Here is a 14503-nt window from a genome sequence, read left to right on the forward strand (position 1 = left end):
AGGTCCTTTCGTGACGGCGGATGCCGGTGGTCAGGGGAAGGGGTGCGGGGCCGGGTTGAGGTCGGCCGGTGCGAGGTTGTGGTCACGGAGGCCGGCCGCGCGCAGCGCGGTCCGCATGCGGGGCATGAGCAGGGCCCGTTGCCGGTCCTGGCCGAAGTCGATCGGCAGCAGTCCGGGGACGGTCACGCTCACGGTTCGGGCGCCCGCGGCCCGCTGCTCGGGGAGGGTCTGGTCGACCACGATCGCCTCGAACCCTCCGGCGGCCAGGGCGCGCACGCAGGCGTGCACGTCCTGTACGAGGTCCATGGCGGGCACCGGAGCGGCGCGGCCGCCCCGGTAGATCTCGCGGAGCGGGAGCCGTGGGCGGGGGGCGGTGCCCGGCTCGCCGAGCAGGAAGGCCGCGTGGCGGGTCATCTCGGGCAGCCCGTACAGCAGAGGGTGGTCGTTGAGGGAGCGCACGGCGGTGAAGTCGCGGGCCATCGCCTTGAGTTCGGGCAGCCGGTCCAGGGTCCGGCGGCGCAGCCGGGGCGCGTCCGTGGCGATCTCGGCCAGCCCGGACCGCAGGGCGGACTCGGGGTCGGGGCTCGCCCCGGCGCCGAAGCACAGGGCGCCCGGGCCGCCGTCCGCGCGGACGGCCGCGGCGATGACCACGGGCACGGGCAGGGTGACGCGCGCGTCGAAGAAGCGGGCGTCGTAACCGTGGAGGGCGAGCCGGTCGACCAGGTGGCGGGTCGTGGCGGAGCGGCTGCTGCGAGGGTCGATCTCGGGCAGCTCCGCACGTCCGTACCAGGCGAGCAGGAAGGCGTCGCGCTCGATGAGCTCCATGAGGCCGAAGTGGACGGCTTCGGTCACCGAGCTGCCGGTGGCACAGCCGTTGGAGCACTCCTGCACGAAGCGTTCCTCCAGCGGCGTGGAGTGGTAGTAGGCCAGGACCTCGGGCAGCAGGACGGGTTCCTCGTGGGTGAGGGACCAGCCCCAGACCCAGGGCAGGTCCCGGGTCTCCGAGAAGGGCCGGACCCTCTCCTGCGCGGCGTAGAACCCGGGTGCGTACAGCCCGCATTCGCGCGGGTCGACAGCCCGCTGCCCGCGTGCGCGCAGGGCCCTGAGGGAGGTGACGACGGCGGTGGCGCGGGTCCGGGACCGCATTCCGGCGCACCGTTCCAGACCCTCCAGGACGCCCACGGCGACGCTGTCCCGGTAGGCGGTGGTGTGGCCGCCCCACATGACTTCGTAGAGGTAGCGGCCGCTGCGCTGGGCGAAGGCGCCGACGGCCGGGGCCGTGCCGAGGGCGTCGAGTTCGAGGGCGGTGCCGGGGCCGAGGGTGCCGCAGACGGGATTGGCGAAGGCCGCGAGGGGCAGGGCGTAGTCGCGGGCGGGCCTGGGCCGGAAGTCACCGGGGCGGCGCTTGGGCGCGGACGGCAGGGAGACCCGCGCGGGCGCGTCGGCCTCGCGCTCGCCGCAGGCCGGGCACTCCGGGTCGGGCACCAGCGGGAAGGAGCGGACCAGCCCCCGCTCCATGTCGAGGCGGTGGACGAGCGGGTAGCCGGGCGACCCGGGATCCGCGGGCCGCTGCTCGCCCGTCAGCGCCGCCCCGATCACCGTGGCCATGGCGTCGAGGGCGAAGGGAGCGAGGTACGGGTTCGCGCCGGCCGCCCGGGTGGGGCCGCCGAGCTCCAGCGCGTCCCGGACCGGCTGATGGCGGATGGCCTGCCAGCGGCGGGCCAGGCACTGCCCGCAGGGGCCGCCGGACCGGTCGGGGTCCGGCACCGGCCCCAGGAGCGCGGTGCGCCCGTAGAGCTGTACGGGCACGGGTGCGCTGCCCGGGGACGGGATCCGGCGCGGCCGGGCGGCGAGTTCGTCGCGCGCGCCGAGCTGCCGCACGGCGACGTCCGCCGCGGGCAGGCCGGCCTCGGCGAGCCGGCCGCGCAGCAGATCCCGGGCGGCGTGCGGTGCGGCCCCGGGCGGGCGGGCGAGCGGGGCGGTCATGACGCCGTTCCCTCGGTGAGCAGGACACGCACGACCGACAGACCGGCGCCGCGCAGGTCGCCCGGTGTGGTCTCCACGGCCAGCGCGTCCCCGCCCCGCGCCCGGATTCCGTCCAGGAGTTCGCCGGTGGTGAGGGGCCCGGTGGGGGGCCGGTCGCCGTCAGCGGCGACGGTGTCGGGGGCGAGGCCGCTCAGCAGCGGGTCCCCGGTGTCCGGCCCCGGCTGTCCGGCCCGGTCGAGCTGGACGGCTCCCAGCAGGTCGCGCAGGGCGGTGACGGCGGCGCGCCGCCAGGAGGTGTCGCAGCCGACGGCCCAGTGGGTGCCGCCCGACCGGGCGAGCAGCACCGGGGCCGAGCCGGGCCCGGTGGCCGTGAGGTCGAGGAGTTCCGCGCCGGCGCCGAGGTTGTCCGCCGTCCGTGCCAGGAAGGTCGGTTCGGGGTCGTCGGGGAGGGCGTCCAGCGGCACCGCGGTGGCGTGCGCGGTGCCGCGGAGGACTCCGGTGAGCGCCTGATAGGACAGGGCGGACAGCAGCCCGTCGTACACCGCCTCCGCCGGGCGGGTCCCGGTCCCGGTGCCGGCGCGGGTCGGCTCGTACACCCCGGACGCGTTGTACGGTCCGAACGGGCGGACCGCCGCGGCCGGGACGAGCACCCGCTCTCCCGTCAGCAACGACGTGGCGGGCAGCCAGTCCGTGAGGGCGCCCGGCGGCACCGGAAGTCCGCTCGCGGTCGTGAAGCGGGTGGGGTCGGCCGTGGTGAGGTCCGCGCGTGCCGCTTCCAGGGAAGGGCCGTTCACCGTACCCGGGAGCGGGGCGACGTGTTCGGTGTAGACCGCGGCGGCGGTGCGCAGGGCGCGCATGCGGGCGCCCGCGACATGGTGGACGTCGAACGCGGTGACCGCCCGGCGCCTGCCGCTGCCCAGGCCCAGCGCGACCGTGCTGACCTTCAGCGGGATCTGGTCCGGTGCGTCGTCGTCGAAGCGGGTGAACACCCCGGCGTGGACGCCCAGCAGCACACTCCGTTCATCCAGGGCGGCGAGCAGCCCGTCGGCGCTGTCGGCCGTCTCCGGCGTCGCGGCGAGGAGTTCGGGCTCGGCGGGGCGCAAGGCGCCGGCGGGGGGCCGCGGGGGAGTCGGCGGGCGGCAGTAGGGGCAGCGGGGGTGGGGGAGGAGGGGCTCGGTGGCGGTGTCGAGGGAGTCCAGTCGCTGGACGATGATCCGTCCCTCGGTCTCGGCGGGCAGCGCCCCGGTGGTCATGCGGAAGATCTCGTAGCCGAGCAGGTTCCCGGCCATGGCGGCCAGATGCGGGCCGGGGGCCACGGCCGGCGGCTCCGGGCCGGGTGCGCCGATGCCGCGCCACACGTCCGTCGTCGTGCCCGCGTCCCCGTTGGCCTCCAGGCGGAGCATCGCGCAGGCCCAGCAGCCGGGGCGGCCCGCGGTCATCGACGGCCCGGTCACCAGCCGGTCCGTGAGGACCGTCGCCGGCAGCAGGGTGCGGCCCGGCGGGACGCCCTCCGAGAGCAGGTGGGCGATCTGCCGGGGTGCGCCGGGGCCCGTACAGACGACGATGTCGTAGCCGGCCAGGCCGCCCCACCAGCCGGGAGGACCGTCCCAGGCCGCCGGCAGGGCGCGGACGTCCGCGGGGGCGCCCCGCGCGCCGAGCTTCTCGGCCTCTGCCATGACCTCGCCGAGCCCGTCGTCCGGGCCCGCCGAAGGCCGCACCGCGATGTGCGCGGCTCCGTTGCGCACGGCGCTCAGCGCGCACGAGCGGGCCACGCGGTCCCGGCCGAGGAGCGCCACCCGGGTGTCGCGGAACCGTGCGAAGCGTTCCTCGGCGCCGTCCACGAAGTGGTCGACGTACTCGATCTGCTGCCGGAAGACCTCCGCCACCTGCGGGGACAGCGGATGCCGGACGGTCTCCGGGTCGGGCACGTCACGGGCGAACCCCCGGTCGAGGAGGGCACCCACCAGTTCCGTCACCATCGAGCGGCGGTCCTCGGGCAGCCCCGCGCACAGGTCCCGCACCCGGTGCGTGCCGTCGAGGTGCGGCACGATCAGCGACGCGAACCGGTAAGCGGTCCCCGACTTCAGATGGAAGCCGCCCGACGCGTTGTGGAAGAGCACGCCGTCCGGCGTCTCCGTGAACAGCACGTCCCGCTTGATACGCGGGCGTGCCTCGGCGAGCGGTCCGCCGGCGGCCGCCGCCCTCGTCCTGATCTCACTGGCAGTCACGGCTTCCTCCATCGGTTCGTCGGGGCTCATGCCGGGGCGATGCCGGCTCCGCACCGCGCACGTACGCGCGGAACAGCGCCGGCACGCGGTAGCTCCCGGGCGCCTCGTCCTCCAGGACACCGGCGTCGATGAGCCGGTCGAGCATGGCCGCCGTGTCGTCGGGCGTCAGGTCCAGTGCCGCCGCGCACTCGCCCGGCGACAGGTCGGGCCGGGCGCGGCCCGCCAGGATCCGGCAGGCATCCGCGGGCCGCGGATCCAGCTCGGAGAAGAACGCGCCGAACAGCCTGGGCACCGACATCGCGGGGTCGTCCCCCACGGCGAGCCGGCCCACGGGATCGTCCCGCAACCACGCCGTCACATCGGCGATCCGGTGCCGTGGCCGCAGCAGCAGACGGGTCGCCGCGATCCGCAGGGCCAGCGGGAAACCGTGGCAGAGCCCGACCAGCTCGGCGGTGGCCGCGGGCTCGGCGGCCACCCGGTCGCCGCCCAGGAGGGCGTCCAGCAGACCGAGGGACTCCACCTCGTCCAGCTCCGTGAGCCGGTGTACGGCGGCGCCGCCGGTGGCGGCGAGGCCCGCGAGGCCCGGCCGGCTGGTGACGATCACGGTGCCCCGGTCGAAGGCCGGCAGCAGGGCTTCCGCCGTGGCGTGCGTGCGGACACCGTCCAGGACCAGCAGCTGCCGCGGCCCGTCCGGGTCCCAACCGAGCCCCTTCAGCTTCTCCAGCAGGCGCGGCCCGTCGCCCCCGGCGTCCGCCTCCACCAGCCAGCGGCCCCCCGGGAAACAGTCCCTGAGCAGGTGCGCGGTGTGCAGCGCCAGCGCCGTCTTGCCGATGCCCGGCAGGCCGGAGACGACCGCCGTCACCCGGGCGCGGCCCGGCGCGCCGAGCCGCTCCGTCAGCGCGGCGACCTCCTGGGCCCGCCCTGTGAAGCCGGCCGGGCCCGGCGGGAGAGGTACGACCGCCGGCTTCGCCGCCACGGGCCGCGGGGCCGGGGCGGCCTCCGTCCGCGGGGCAGGGCGGGCCTCGGCGGGCGGGCCCAGCTCGTCGCCCCGCAGGATCGCCAGCTCCAGCCGGCGCAGCGAGGCGCGGGGGTCCACCCCGAGCTCGTCGCTCAAGTACCGCTTGACGGCCCGGTACTCCGCGAGGGCTTCGGACTGGCGTCCCGTGCGGTACAGGGCCTCGATGAGGTGCTCCCAGAACCGCTCGTGGCCGGGGTGCGCCCGGACCGCGGCCCGTAGACCGGGCAGCGCGCGGCCGCAGCGGCCCAGGGCCAGCTCGATGTCGAACCAGCGCTCGGCCGCCCGCAGCCATTCCTCCTGGAGGCGTGGCACCTCGTCCCTGTGCAGGGTGTCGGAACGGATGTTGGAGATCGGTTCGCCCTGCCACAGCAGCAGCGCGTCGTGCAGCAGGGCCGCCTCACGCTCCGGGTCCCCCGCCTTCTCGGCGGCTGCCGTGAGCTCCTCGAACCGGGCGAGGTCCAGTGTTTCGCCGCTGACCGGCAGCCGGTATCCGCCCGGCAGCGTCTTGATCGCATCGTCCGAGATCCCGAATTTCGCGAAGAGCCGGCGCAGCCGGAGGACGCACGTGTGCAAGGTCGCCCGCGCGTTCAGGGGCGGCTCGTCGCCCCACACGGCGCGTTGCAGGTATTCGGTGGACACGACTTGTCCAGGACGCAGCAGAAGGGCGGCGAGAAGGGCGGCCGGCCGGGAATCCGGCAGGACGGCCAGCTCCCCGCCACGGGAGATGCTCATCAACCCGAGGACGGAGAAACGGGCTGCGGCAGTCACGGAGCCGCCTCCTTCCCACTGCCCGCGGGCCCCTGGAAAGGGCCCTTTCGCCCAAGTCTCGGGCGGAGGTGACAGGGAGCGCGTCAGTGGATCGGCGGACGGGCGGGCCTCTCCCGGGCCCACCGGGCGTACTCCTCTGATCGGGGGAGGGGGAGGGGTGCCGGGCTCGGCAAGGAGCCGTGAACATGCTGGTCGCGAGCCCACGTCCTGGCCGGACACCTGCGCGGCCACGGGGGCGGGAGACCTCCGGGGGCCCTGATATGAAGCCACCCCTGCCAGCCGACCCGCCGGGCCCGTCGGCGGATGTTCAGCCCGATGGGAGGCCATTCGATTCGGGCCGGGCCCGAGGCCGGCCGACGGACCGTACCCCGATGGTCGAGCCGACGAGCATGACGTAGCGGTGTCGTCCGCGCCGACAGCGCGGGAAACCCTCGGCGTCCTCTACGGTCGGCACGGGGGTGATCCGAGAGCGCGGCCGGAGGAGACGCCGATGCCCGTACCCGACGCAGGGTGGGGTGAGCGGTTGCGGCGGGTGTGGTGGGAGCTGTGGCGCCCCACCGGCCGGGCCGATCCCGTGGCGGGCGCCGTGGCCGGCTTCGCGCTCGCGGTACCGTTGCTGGCGGCGGTGTGGGCCGGGCGCCCGGCGGTGGGCGCCTCGACGGCATTGCCGGTCGTACTGGTGGCACTGCCTCTGCCCGCCGCGGCGGGCAGAGGCGAGCGCGTACGGATTCTGCTGGCCCGCACCGCCTGGCTGACCGGCGCCGGGATCTACGTCTGGCTGATCGGCCCGCGTACCTGGCCGCTGGTCGCCGGGGTCACCGTCGCGGCGGCCGCCGGGGCCCTCGCCCCCAGGGTCGGCGTCATCGCCCCACTGGCGGTGCTGATGGTCGGCATCACCGGCAGCGGCGCCTCCCCGGCCGTACCCGGCGTGGAACAACTCGCGGGTGGCCTGTGGGCCTCGTCGCTGCTCCTGCCCCGCTGGGGCCGCCCCTGCCCCGACATGCCCGCGCCGCCGTCCGTGCCCGCGCCGCGGCCCGTGCCTGCCCCGCCGCGTTGGCGGCACGCCGCCCGCCTGGCCCTGCTCGTCGGCATCGTCTCCAGCCTCCTGACACTCGGCGGCCGCCTGGGCGGCGAGATGCACTGGCTGGTCACCTCCATCCTGCTCACCACCCAGCCCACCCCCGAGGCCACCCGCGCCAAAGGCGTCAAACGCGTCCTCGGCAACACCGTCGGCGGCATCGCCACCGCCCTGATCCTGATCCCCCGGCCCGACCCCACCGCCGTCGCCGTGACCGTCGGCCTCGCCGGCGCCGCCGCCTACGGCGGGCGGCCCGCCAACTACCTCTACTGGACCCTGGCCGCGCCGCTCCTGCTGCTGCTCCTGAGCGACTACGACCGGCAGGTCCCCTGGTACGCCGCCGCCGTCCGCGCGGGACTCAACATCCTCGGCGGCGCACTCGCCCTGACCGCCGCACGCTGGCTGTGGCCCACCCACCCGTGGAGGAAAGCCCCACCGGCAGAGGGCGGACCCCCCCGAGCGTGACCCCGGACCGGCCCCCGCCGTGTGCGCGAAGACAGGATCAGCGGTCGCTTCACCCGGGGGCGGTACCCGAACCGCCGAGATATCTGGCGATGGGGAGAACGTGGGCGCCGATGACCAGTGGTTTGTCCGCCGGCGTAGCGGTTTCGATTCTCAGCCTGCCGTTGTCGAAGGAGGCGTTGCTGGTGACGCCGCCGCCGGTCGGGACGAAGAAAGGCCACAGGCCGGCAGCCGCTTTGACCCTGATGGCCTGCTGGTCGTCGGAGGGGAAAACGGCATCCGAGGTGACCACGCTCGTGAGTCCCGCCACGACCAGCAGCGAGGCGATCGCCCTCCGGAGCCTCCCGGACTTCTCACCGAACGCCATGTCCCAGTGCAGCTGGGGATCGGAAGCCCATGGCGGACTCGAACGCTTCGTGTACGCCTCGTGGAGCCGGCTCGAGTCGTACCAGCGGGGATCGGGATTGACCGGCCAGACCACGTACGCACCCAGCTCGGCTTCGACGGTCACCACACTTCGGGCAAATCCGGTGGTGATCGCGTCAAGCCGGTCGGCACCGTCCCACAGCCCCGAGAAGTCCTTGTTCACCCCGCCGGTCCAGGTGCCGGAGACATCCGCACTCGTCGTCGCGCTGTCGAAGGAGATCGTCGTGGACCGGGAGTTGCCGAGCATGCTCAGTAACTCCCTGCTGCCGCCCAGGTACTCGGCGGGTTTCGGGGGCGGCCCCTGGTAGGAGCGAAGGAACCTCTGCAGGGCCTTCAGACGCACGATGTCCCGCAGCGCGGACGCGCCTTCGTTCGCGATATCCGGGTGGTACGTCATGGCCCAGGCGTAGAAGACATCCGGCAGCCTGTCCTCGTCCGGCTGGGGCGTCAGTCCCCTGAGATACTTGAGCCATTCCTGATGGACCGCCGAGCCGATCGCCGTCACGAGGGTGCTCTCCGGGACGGACAGCGCCTGAATCACGGCGTCATACTCGCGGAAGAGGAACGCGCTCTCTGCTATCTGCCGGTTGAAGGTGAGGGACGCGGGCGGGACGGTGTTCTCATGGGCCCACAGGGCGGTGTCGGACGGTTCCAGCGGGGGCGCGGGCTGGATGAGCTGGGTGGTCGACGGAGAAGCCGCCAAGTTCTTCAGCACGGCGTTGTACCAGCGGTTCTGGAGCGCGGTCATCGGGTCGGGCGGTGCCGGTGGCACGGTGGGCATGGCACTGACCTTTCGTCGGGCGCTCCTGACCGGCCGGGGGGGGCCGCCGCCCTCCGACCAGTCAGGACATCGGCGTCGCCGCTGAGTCAGGCGCTGCTGCTACGCGCTGCCGACGTATAGCCGAGGAAGCGGCCGATCGGCAGGACGTTGACTCCGATCAGCACCGGAACGCCGGGAGAGGACTTGGTGGTGAGCGTGGTCTCGCCCTGGTCACCGAATTGCGTATTCGTTGTAATCCCGTACTCTCCGCTACCGTTGTAGAACGGCCAGAGCCCGAAACGTGAGTTGCCCCGGATGATTTGCTGGTCCTGCTGGCTGTACGAAGTCCTGGCGGTCACGCTGATGTCCATCGCGTCGGCCACCAGGAGGTTCACTGTGACCCGTTGGATATTTCCCGAGGCTCCGAATGTGCTGTCCCAGGTGATCGCACTGCCGCTGCGCCACGGGGGGTCGCCCTTCTTGGCGTAGGCGGTGCCGAGGCCGGATGAGCCGTACCAGGCTCCGGCGTTCGTCTGGAAGCTCAGGACGTGCCCGAAGGAGGCTCTGACGGCGATCTCGCTCTGCGCGAAGAATTCACTCAGACGCTCGGTGCTCTCGCTCCCTCTCCACAGGCCGAACAGAACGGAGCGCCGCCCGGAGCACCATGATCTGCTCACGTCCGAGCTCGTGGTCGAGCTGCGCATCTCGAAAGCCCGCTGGGGTGCTTGCGAGAGGTCCCGCACCAGGGCGTCGTAGCCCCGGGCCCAGTCCGGCGGCGCGGGCGGTCTCTGCATGTAGGGCATCAGGGCCTGCTGCGCGGAGCCGATCGGGTCGAGGATGATCGACGCGTACGCCGACGCTCCCTGTTGCGCGACGTCGGGCGCGTTTACCATCGCCCAGTTGAAGAAGATGTCGGGGAACTGGTTCACCGGAGGTATCGGCCTGAGTGACTGCAGATATCTCACGAAATTCTGGAAGTTCTCCTCGCCGACCTCCTGCTTGACATCGACCTTCGTCGCCGGCCGTAGCGCGGACATGACCCCCTTGTAGTCGGAGAAGAGCTGGTTCCCGCCGCTCTGGGTGTAGTTCTGGTCCAGCGAGAGCGGCGGGATGTTGTTGAGGAAGGACCAGAGGAATGTGTCCCCACCCTCCACGGTAAGAGGAGCCGCCGGCTGGAGGAGCTGGAAGGTTTGATTCGACTGTCCCAGTCCTTGGGCCAGCGCGTTGTAGAGCTGGTTCTGTACCGTGATGAACGACATGGGGCGTCTTCCCTTCGTGGCCGGTTGGGCGGGAGGCAAGTCCGGAAATTTCCTTTTGCGGACCATGGTCGATTCTTTGTCATCGAGAGAACCAGCTCGGACATGATGCTCGCGCGTGTGACGGATAACAACCATCGGTTTTCAGGATCAGCATGTACTGGCCATGTTCACCAGTGCTCTTTGCGCACCGTGCGAAGGGCCTACCTCACCGTGTCGGCCGAGGTGTGTGGAGCGTGGAGCACCTGGCGGGTGCGAACCCCTGCTCGCCGAAGCGTTCGCGGGCGCCGGGACCGTTCCGGACTTCGTCCTGAACCGGGCCACGAAGGGCGGCTCAACGCCCTGGCGTACGCGGGCCTCGTCGCGCACGCGCCCGTCCTTCGCAGTCGAAGCCCACGGGCCACCTGTCGGTCCTCGTTCGGGCCGACTACCCGTCTTCGTAACCCGCTGACCAAGAGCTCCCAGGCGCCTGCCGGGCTGTCTGCCGGCCTTCGTCGCATGCGGCTCCCCCGGCCGGGGATGGAGGCGGCGCGGTTCTCCATCTCCACCTGTCGTTCCACCCATGGGTCCAGGCGCGGAAGGCGCCGGATCAGCAGGCTTGAGGCATGACAACGACCGACTGGATCACCGACATCGCCCTCGTCCTCGTCGTCTTCCGGCAGCTGCGGGAAGGGCGGCTCGACCTGAAGACCTTCCTCATCCCGCTCGGGATCGTGGCCTACGTGGCCCACACCTACCTCGACACCGTCCCCACGGCGGGCAACGACCTCGTGCTGATCGGCGCGCTGACGGCCGTGGGCGCCGTGCTCGGCGTCGCGGGCGGCGTCTACACCCGCATCCGCGTCGCAGGTGAGCACCTGCTGATCAAGGCGGGCGCGGTCTCCGCGATCCTGTGGGTCGCCGGCATGGGCGCCCGCATGGGCTTCCAGGTGTGGGTCCAGAACGGCGGCGCCGACGACGTCGCCCGGTTCAGCATCACGCACCACATCACCGGCGACCAGGCGTGGGTCGCGGCCTTCGTCCTGATGGCGCTCACCGAGGTCGTCACGCGGCTCGCCACGATCTTCGTCCGTAGCCGGGTGGCCGCCCACCGGCAGTCTCCCGCCGCGGCGACGCGTCCCGCGCCCCTCCTCGACCGTACGGCCTGACCGTGGGCTATGGTCGCGCCGTGCCCGAAGCCCAGAGCGTCCCGGATCACGGGTCGGCCCCGCGACAGGGGGCCGGCCCCCGGCCGGTTCCCGGTCAGGACCACCCATGGGTCCAGCGGGCCCTGACCGTCTTCGTCATCGTCGCGGCGCTCTGGACGGTCCGGCCGCTGGGCCTGAGCGGCCAAGGGCTGGTGGTGGCCGTCCTGCTCCTGATCAACTCCGTCGCCCTGGCGGCACGGCACCTGCCGCAGGACTGGATTCCGCCGCGCCTCGCCCTGGTCTGGCTGACCCTGGGCATCGTGACGGCGGCGGCCCTGATCGGCGTCAGCAGCAGCGGGTCCGGCTACCTCTTCGCGTACTTCCTCGTCGGTCACATCGGCGTCCGCCTCGAACCCCGGCAGTCGCTCACCCTGGCCGCCCTGTGCGGTCTGCTGTGCGGCGGCGTCCTGTACTTCCGCCTGGGCCCCGGCCACAACCTGTTGCCGTGGGTGCTGGGCCTGACCACCGGTGGTCCCGTCCTGGTCGGCATCCTCAACCGCAGCCGTCAGCGGGCCTTCGCCGCGGCCCTCTCGGCGGCCGAGTCGGCGGAGCGGGCGGCGCGGGCCGAGGCCAGGACCGCCGTCCTGACCGAACGGAGCCGGATCGCCCGTGACGTCCACGACGTCCTGGCCCACTCCCTGGCGGGCATCAACATGCAGCTGGAGCTGGCGGACGCGCTGATCGACACCGGCGACCTGGACCGGGTCCGCGAGGCGAACCAGAAGGCGCACAGCATGGTCAAGGAGAGCCTGAAGCAGGCGCAGTGGACTGTGCACGCGCTGCGCGAGGACGCGCTGCCGCTTGTCGAGACCCTCACCGCGATGCTGGAGACCTCCGGCCACCGCGACGCGCTCACCGTCGCCGGGACCGTCCGCGAGGTCCCGCCCCGCGTGACCCAGAACCTGCTGCGGATCGCCCAGGAGTCGCTGACCAACGCGGCCCGGCACGCGCCCGGCGGCGAGGTACAGGTGGAGCTGACGTTCGGCGCCGCGTCGACGACACTGAGGATCCGCAACGGTCCGGCGACCCGTACGGTGAGCACGGGCGCCGGCAGCGGGATGGGGTTGATCGGCATGCGCGAGCGGGTCGCCCTGCTGGCAGGGACGATCACCGCGGGCCCGGTCACCGAAGGACCGGACGCGGGCGGGTGGCAGGTGGAGGCAGGGATCCCGGGATGAGCGAACCCACGCAGGACGTACGGCGGTTGAAGGTGGTCGTGGCCGACGACCAGGCGGCGGTGCGCGAGCCGCTGGCCGCGGTCCTCGGCCTGTCCGAGGACATCGAGGTCGTCGCGGCGGCGGCCGACGGTACCGAGGTGCTCGCGGCGGTGGCGTCGGGGTCCGTGGACGTGGTCCTGATGGACCTGCGCATGCCCGTGATGGACGGCACCGAGGCGACCCGGCGGCTGACGGAGGAGTACCCGGAGGTGGCGGTGGTCGTGCTGACCACCTTCGCCGACGACGACTCGATCCTGGCCGCGCTGAGCGCCGGGGCGCGGGGCTACCTGACCAAGAACGCGGGGCGCCAGGACATCGCCCGCGCGATCCGCGCCGCCGCCGCGGGCCAGTCCGTCCTCGACCGCGAGGTACAGGACCGGCTCCTCGCCACCATCCGTACGAAGCCCCCGGCGCCCGCGCGGCCGCTGCCCGGGGACCTCACGCCCCGCGAGCGTGAGGTGCTCACCCTGATCGGCCGGGGCCTGCCGAACCGGGCGATCGCCCAGAAGCTGTTCATCAGCGAGGCCACGGTCAAGACGCACATCAACAACCTGTTCGCCAAGGCGGACATCAAGGACCGCGCCGACGCCGTCCGCCGGGCCATCGCGGCGGGCCTCGCCTGAGCCCACCCGCCCGGTGCTGTGGGGCCGGTCGGAGGGCGCCCCGGGATGTGCTCCGCCACCTGCGGGACGGGGCCGACATCGCCCCGAGCCCGCCAGGAGCGCCGCCTCCGGTTTCGGTCCGGACTCCGGCCGGTGTGCCCGAATCGTCGGGCCTGGGCGACGAGGCGCCTCCGGAACGCGAAACGGCTCGTTCCGCCGAGCGGGGAATCCTGCCCGGACAACTCAGGTGAGCCACCTGATGTCGTGAATGGGTAACTACTCCGGATCATGGCTAGATTGCGGGGCTGTGCTCCTCTTGGCCGGCTTCTACGCTGGTTCGGTCACTCGGTGAACTTGTCCGGCCGGTCGCTGGAGCCCGGCCGGCATAAGAAAGGGGGAGGCGTGACAACGCAGGACTTCACGCATGACATCGACACCATCCTGTGTGTCGGCAACGGCTATTGGATCTTCAAGGGTGACAAGTGCCTGAAGACCAACATGGCCGGCGACAAGTTAATGGTCGACGAAATCGACATCACCGCCAGTGGCGCATGGCCGGCCCTGGCGGGCACGCGGTTCGCGCGGGACCTGGACGGCATCGCGTTCTCCAACGAGTCGGGTTACTACTGGTTCCTCAAAGCCGGCTCGTGTATAGCCACCAGCGGCGACGGCAACCAGATCGTCAGCTCCGAGCGAAAGATCGCGGGCGGGGGTGGATGGCCGGCTCTCGACCGGTAACCACGGGTTCACGTCGAGGGTCCTCCTTCAGGTTCGCCCCTGAAGGAGGACCTCGGCTTCCGCGGCGGACCGGAACGTGTCCGCGTTCCGACGGGCCGCCTCTCCCGTCGCCGTGAGGCGCGGGGCACGGTTACCCGCCCTTCGGCAGCCGGGTCAACTCGTCGTCCATGTCGACCTCGCCGGTGCCGACGACGATCTCGATCCACGGACCGGGAGGCGGCGCGCCGGGGGTGAGCCGTCGGCGGGGATGACACCGCTTCGCACGAGGGCCTCGCCCGTGTCGGCGAACTCCCAACTGGTCGCGTACGTTCCGCCCTCGGAAGACCATTCGGTTCGGACGACAGGGCGACTCAACAGGCTCTCGAACCAGTCGGCGCACCGCTCCGCGAGTTCCTCGACCGGACCGGAGGCATGGAAGAAGCCGAGCCCGGGCGACTCGTGGAGGTTGTGGAGCTGGTCGCAGACCTTCCCCGCCCGCACATGGGTGCCGTAGAAGTGCACGGCCCACTCGCCGAGCACCAGTGGCCGCTCGCTGTCGATGAGGGTGACATCGACGAGGAGCGACGAGTCGTCCTCGGGCCGTCCGACCTGGCTGGGAGCCGACGGCACCCGCCAGGCGGCGGCCCGGGAGCGAAGGGCCGCGAGGAAGGCGAGTTCCGCCTCGTCGAAGTCCCAGGGCTCCTCGTCGTACTCTGCCGGATCCTCGACCACGAACCAGCTGTCCACGTCCATGGGGAAATCCTAAAGGCTGACAACAAGTCAGTTATGCGACTGGTC

11 protein-coding genes are annotated in these 14503 nt (G+C 72.5%); 5 read left to right on the forward strand and 6 right to left on the reverse strand.

Annotated elements, in window-relative coordinates; genetic code table 11:
• Nucleotides 1-30: 30 nt before the first annotated feature.
• From AF335_RS09300 to AF335_RS09310, 3 genes are read right to left on the reverse strand one after another with little or no spacing between them, the layout of a single operon-like run.
• A complete protein-coding gene (locus AF335_RS09300) occupies nt 31-1986 on the reverse strand; it encodes a TOMM precursor leader peptide-binding protein (RefSeq protein WP_102917787.1) in 1956 nt (651 codons plus the stop codon).
• The gene (locus AF335_RS09305; RefSeq protein WP_244926967.1) at nt 1983-4214 is read right to left on the reverse strand and encodes a TOMM precursor leader peptide-binding protein; all 2232 of its coding nucleotides are present in this window, start codon (nt 4212-4214) and stop codon (nt 1983-1985) included. The genes AF335_RS09300 and AF335_RS09305 overlap by 4 nt, the downstream gene beginning before the upstream one ends.
• The gene (locus AF335_RS09310; protein WP_244926968.1) at nt 4201-6000 is read right to left on the reverse strand and encodes an AfsR/SARP family transcriptional regulator; all 1800 of its coding nucleotides are present in this window, start codon (nt 5998-6000) and stop codon (nt 4201-4203) included. The genes AF335_RS09305 and AF335_RS09310 overlap by 14 nt, the downstream gene beginning before the upstream one ends.
• Nucleotides 6001-6490: 490 nt before the next feature.
• On the opposite strand from AF335_RS09310, the gene AF335_RS09315 reads away from it, so the two are divergent.
• Nucleotides 6491-7543, forward strand: coding sequence for an FUSC family protein (locus tag AF335_RS09315; RefSeq protein WP_146045481.1), 1053 nt, complete (start codon nt 6491-6493; stop codon nt 7541-7543).
• A 49-nt stretch (nt 7544-7592) separates the two neighbouring features.
• Here the strand turns inward: AF335_RS09315 and AF335_RS09320 are convergent, their stop codons facing one another.
• On the reverse strand, nt 7593-8747 hold the full coding sequence (locus tag AF335_RS09320; RefSeq protein ID WP_102917789.1) for a hypothetical protein: 1155 nt from the start codon (nt 8745-8747) through the stop codon (nt 7593-7595).
• A gap of 86 nt (nt 8748-8833) precedes the next feature.
• Nucleotides 8834-9985, reverse strand: coding sequence for a hypothetical protein (locus AF335_RS09325; RefSeq protein ID WP_102917790.1), 1152 nt, complete (start codon nt 9983-9985; stop codon nt 8834-8836).
• A 602-nt stretch (nt 9986-10587) separates the two neighbouring features.
• Here AF335_RS09325 and AF335_RS09330 point away from each other — a divergent pair.
• The 4 genes from AF335_RS09330 to AF335_RS09345 all read left to right on the forward strand — a co-directional run bounded on the left by AF335_RS09330 (nt 10588) and on the right by AF335_RS09345 (nt 13726).
• Nucleotides 10588-11130 carry a hypothetical protein gene (locus AF335_RS09330; RefSeq protein ID WP_102917791.1) on the forward strand — a complete coding sequence of 181 codons (543 nt, stop codon included), beginning with the start codon at nt 10588-10590 and terminating at the stop codon, nt 11128-11130.
• Between the two features lie 20 nt (nt 11131-11150).
• Nucleotides 11151-12347: a sensor histidine kinase gene (locus tag AF335_RS09335; protein WP_376697861.1), complete on the forward strand. Its 1197-nt coding sequence runs from the start codon at nt 11151-11153 to the stop codon at nt 12345-12347.
• The gene (locus AF335_RS09340; protein ID WP_102917793.1) at nt 12344-13009 is read left to right on the forward strand and encodes a response regulator transcription factor; all 666 of its coding nucleotides are present in this window, start codon (nt 12344-12346) and stop codon (nt 13007-13009) included. Before AF335_RS09335 ends, AF335_RS09340 begins: the two co-directional genes overlap by 4 nt.
• A gap of 381 nt (nt 13010-13390) precedes the next feature.
• Nucleotides 13391-13726: a hypothetical protein gene (locus AF335_RS09345; RefSeq protein ID WP_102917794.1), complete on the forward strand. Its 336-nt coding sequence runs from the start codon at nt 13391-13393 to the stop codon at nt 13724-13726.
• 153 nt (nt 13727-13879) lie between these two features.
• Here AF335_RS09345 and AF335_RS09350 read toward each other — a convergent pair whose 3' ends face one another.
• Nucleotides 13880-14458 carry a hypothetical protein gene (locus AF335_RS09350; protein ID WP_102917795.1) on the reverse strand — a complete coding sequence of 193 codons (579 nt, stop codon included), beginning with the start codon at nt 14456-14458 and terminating at the stop codon, nt 13880-13882.
• Nucleotides 14459-14503 lie beyond the last annotated feature (45 nt).

It is taken from the genome of Streptomyces eurocidicus, from assembly GCF_002891295.1.
In the GTDB taxonomy this organism is placed as follows: domain Bacteria; phylum Actinomycetota; class Actinomycetes; order Streptomycetales; family Streptomycetaceae; genus Streptomyces; species Streptomyces eurocidicus.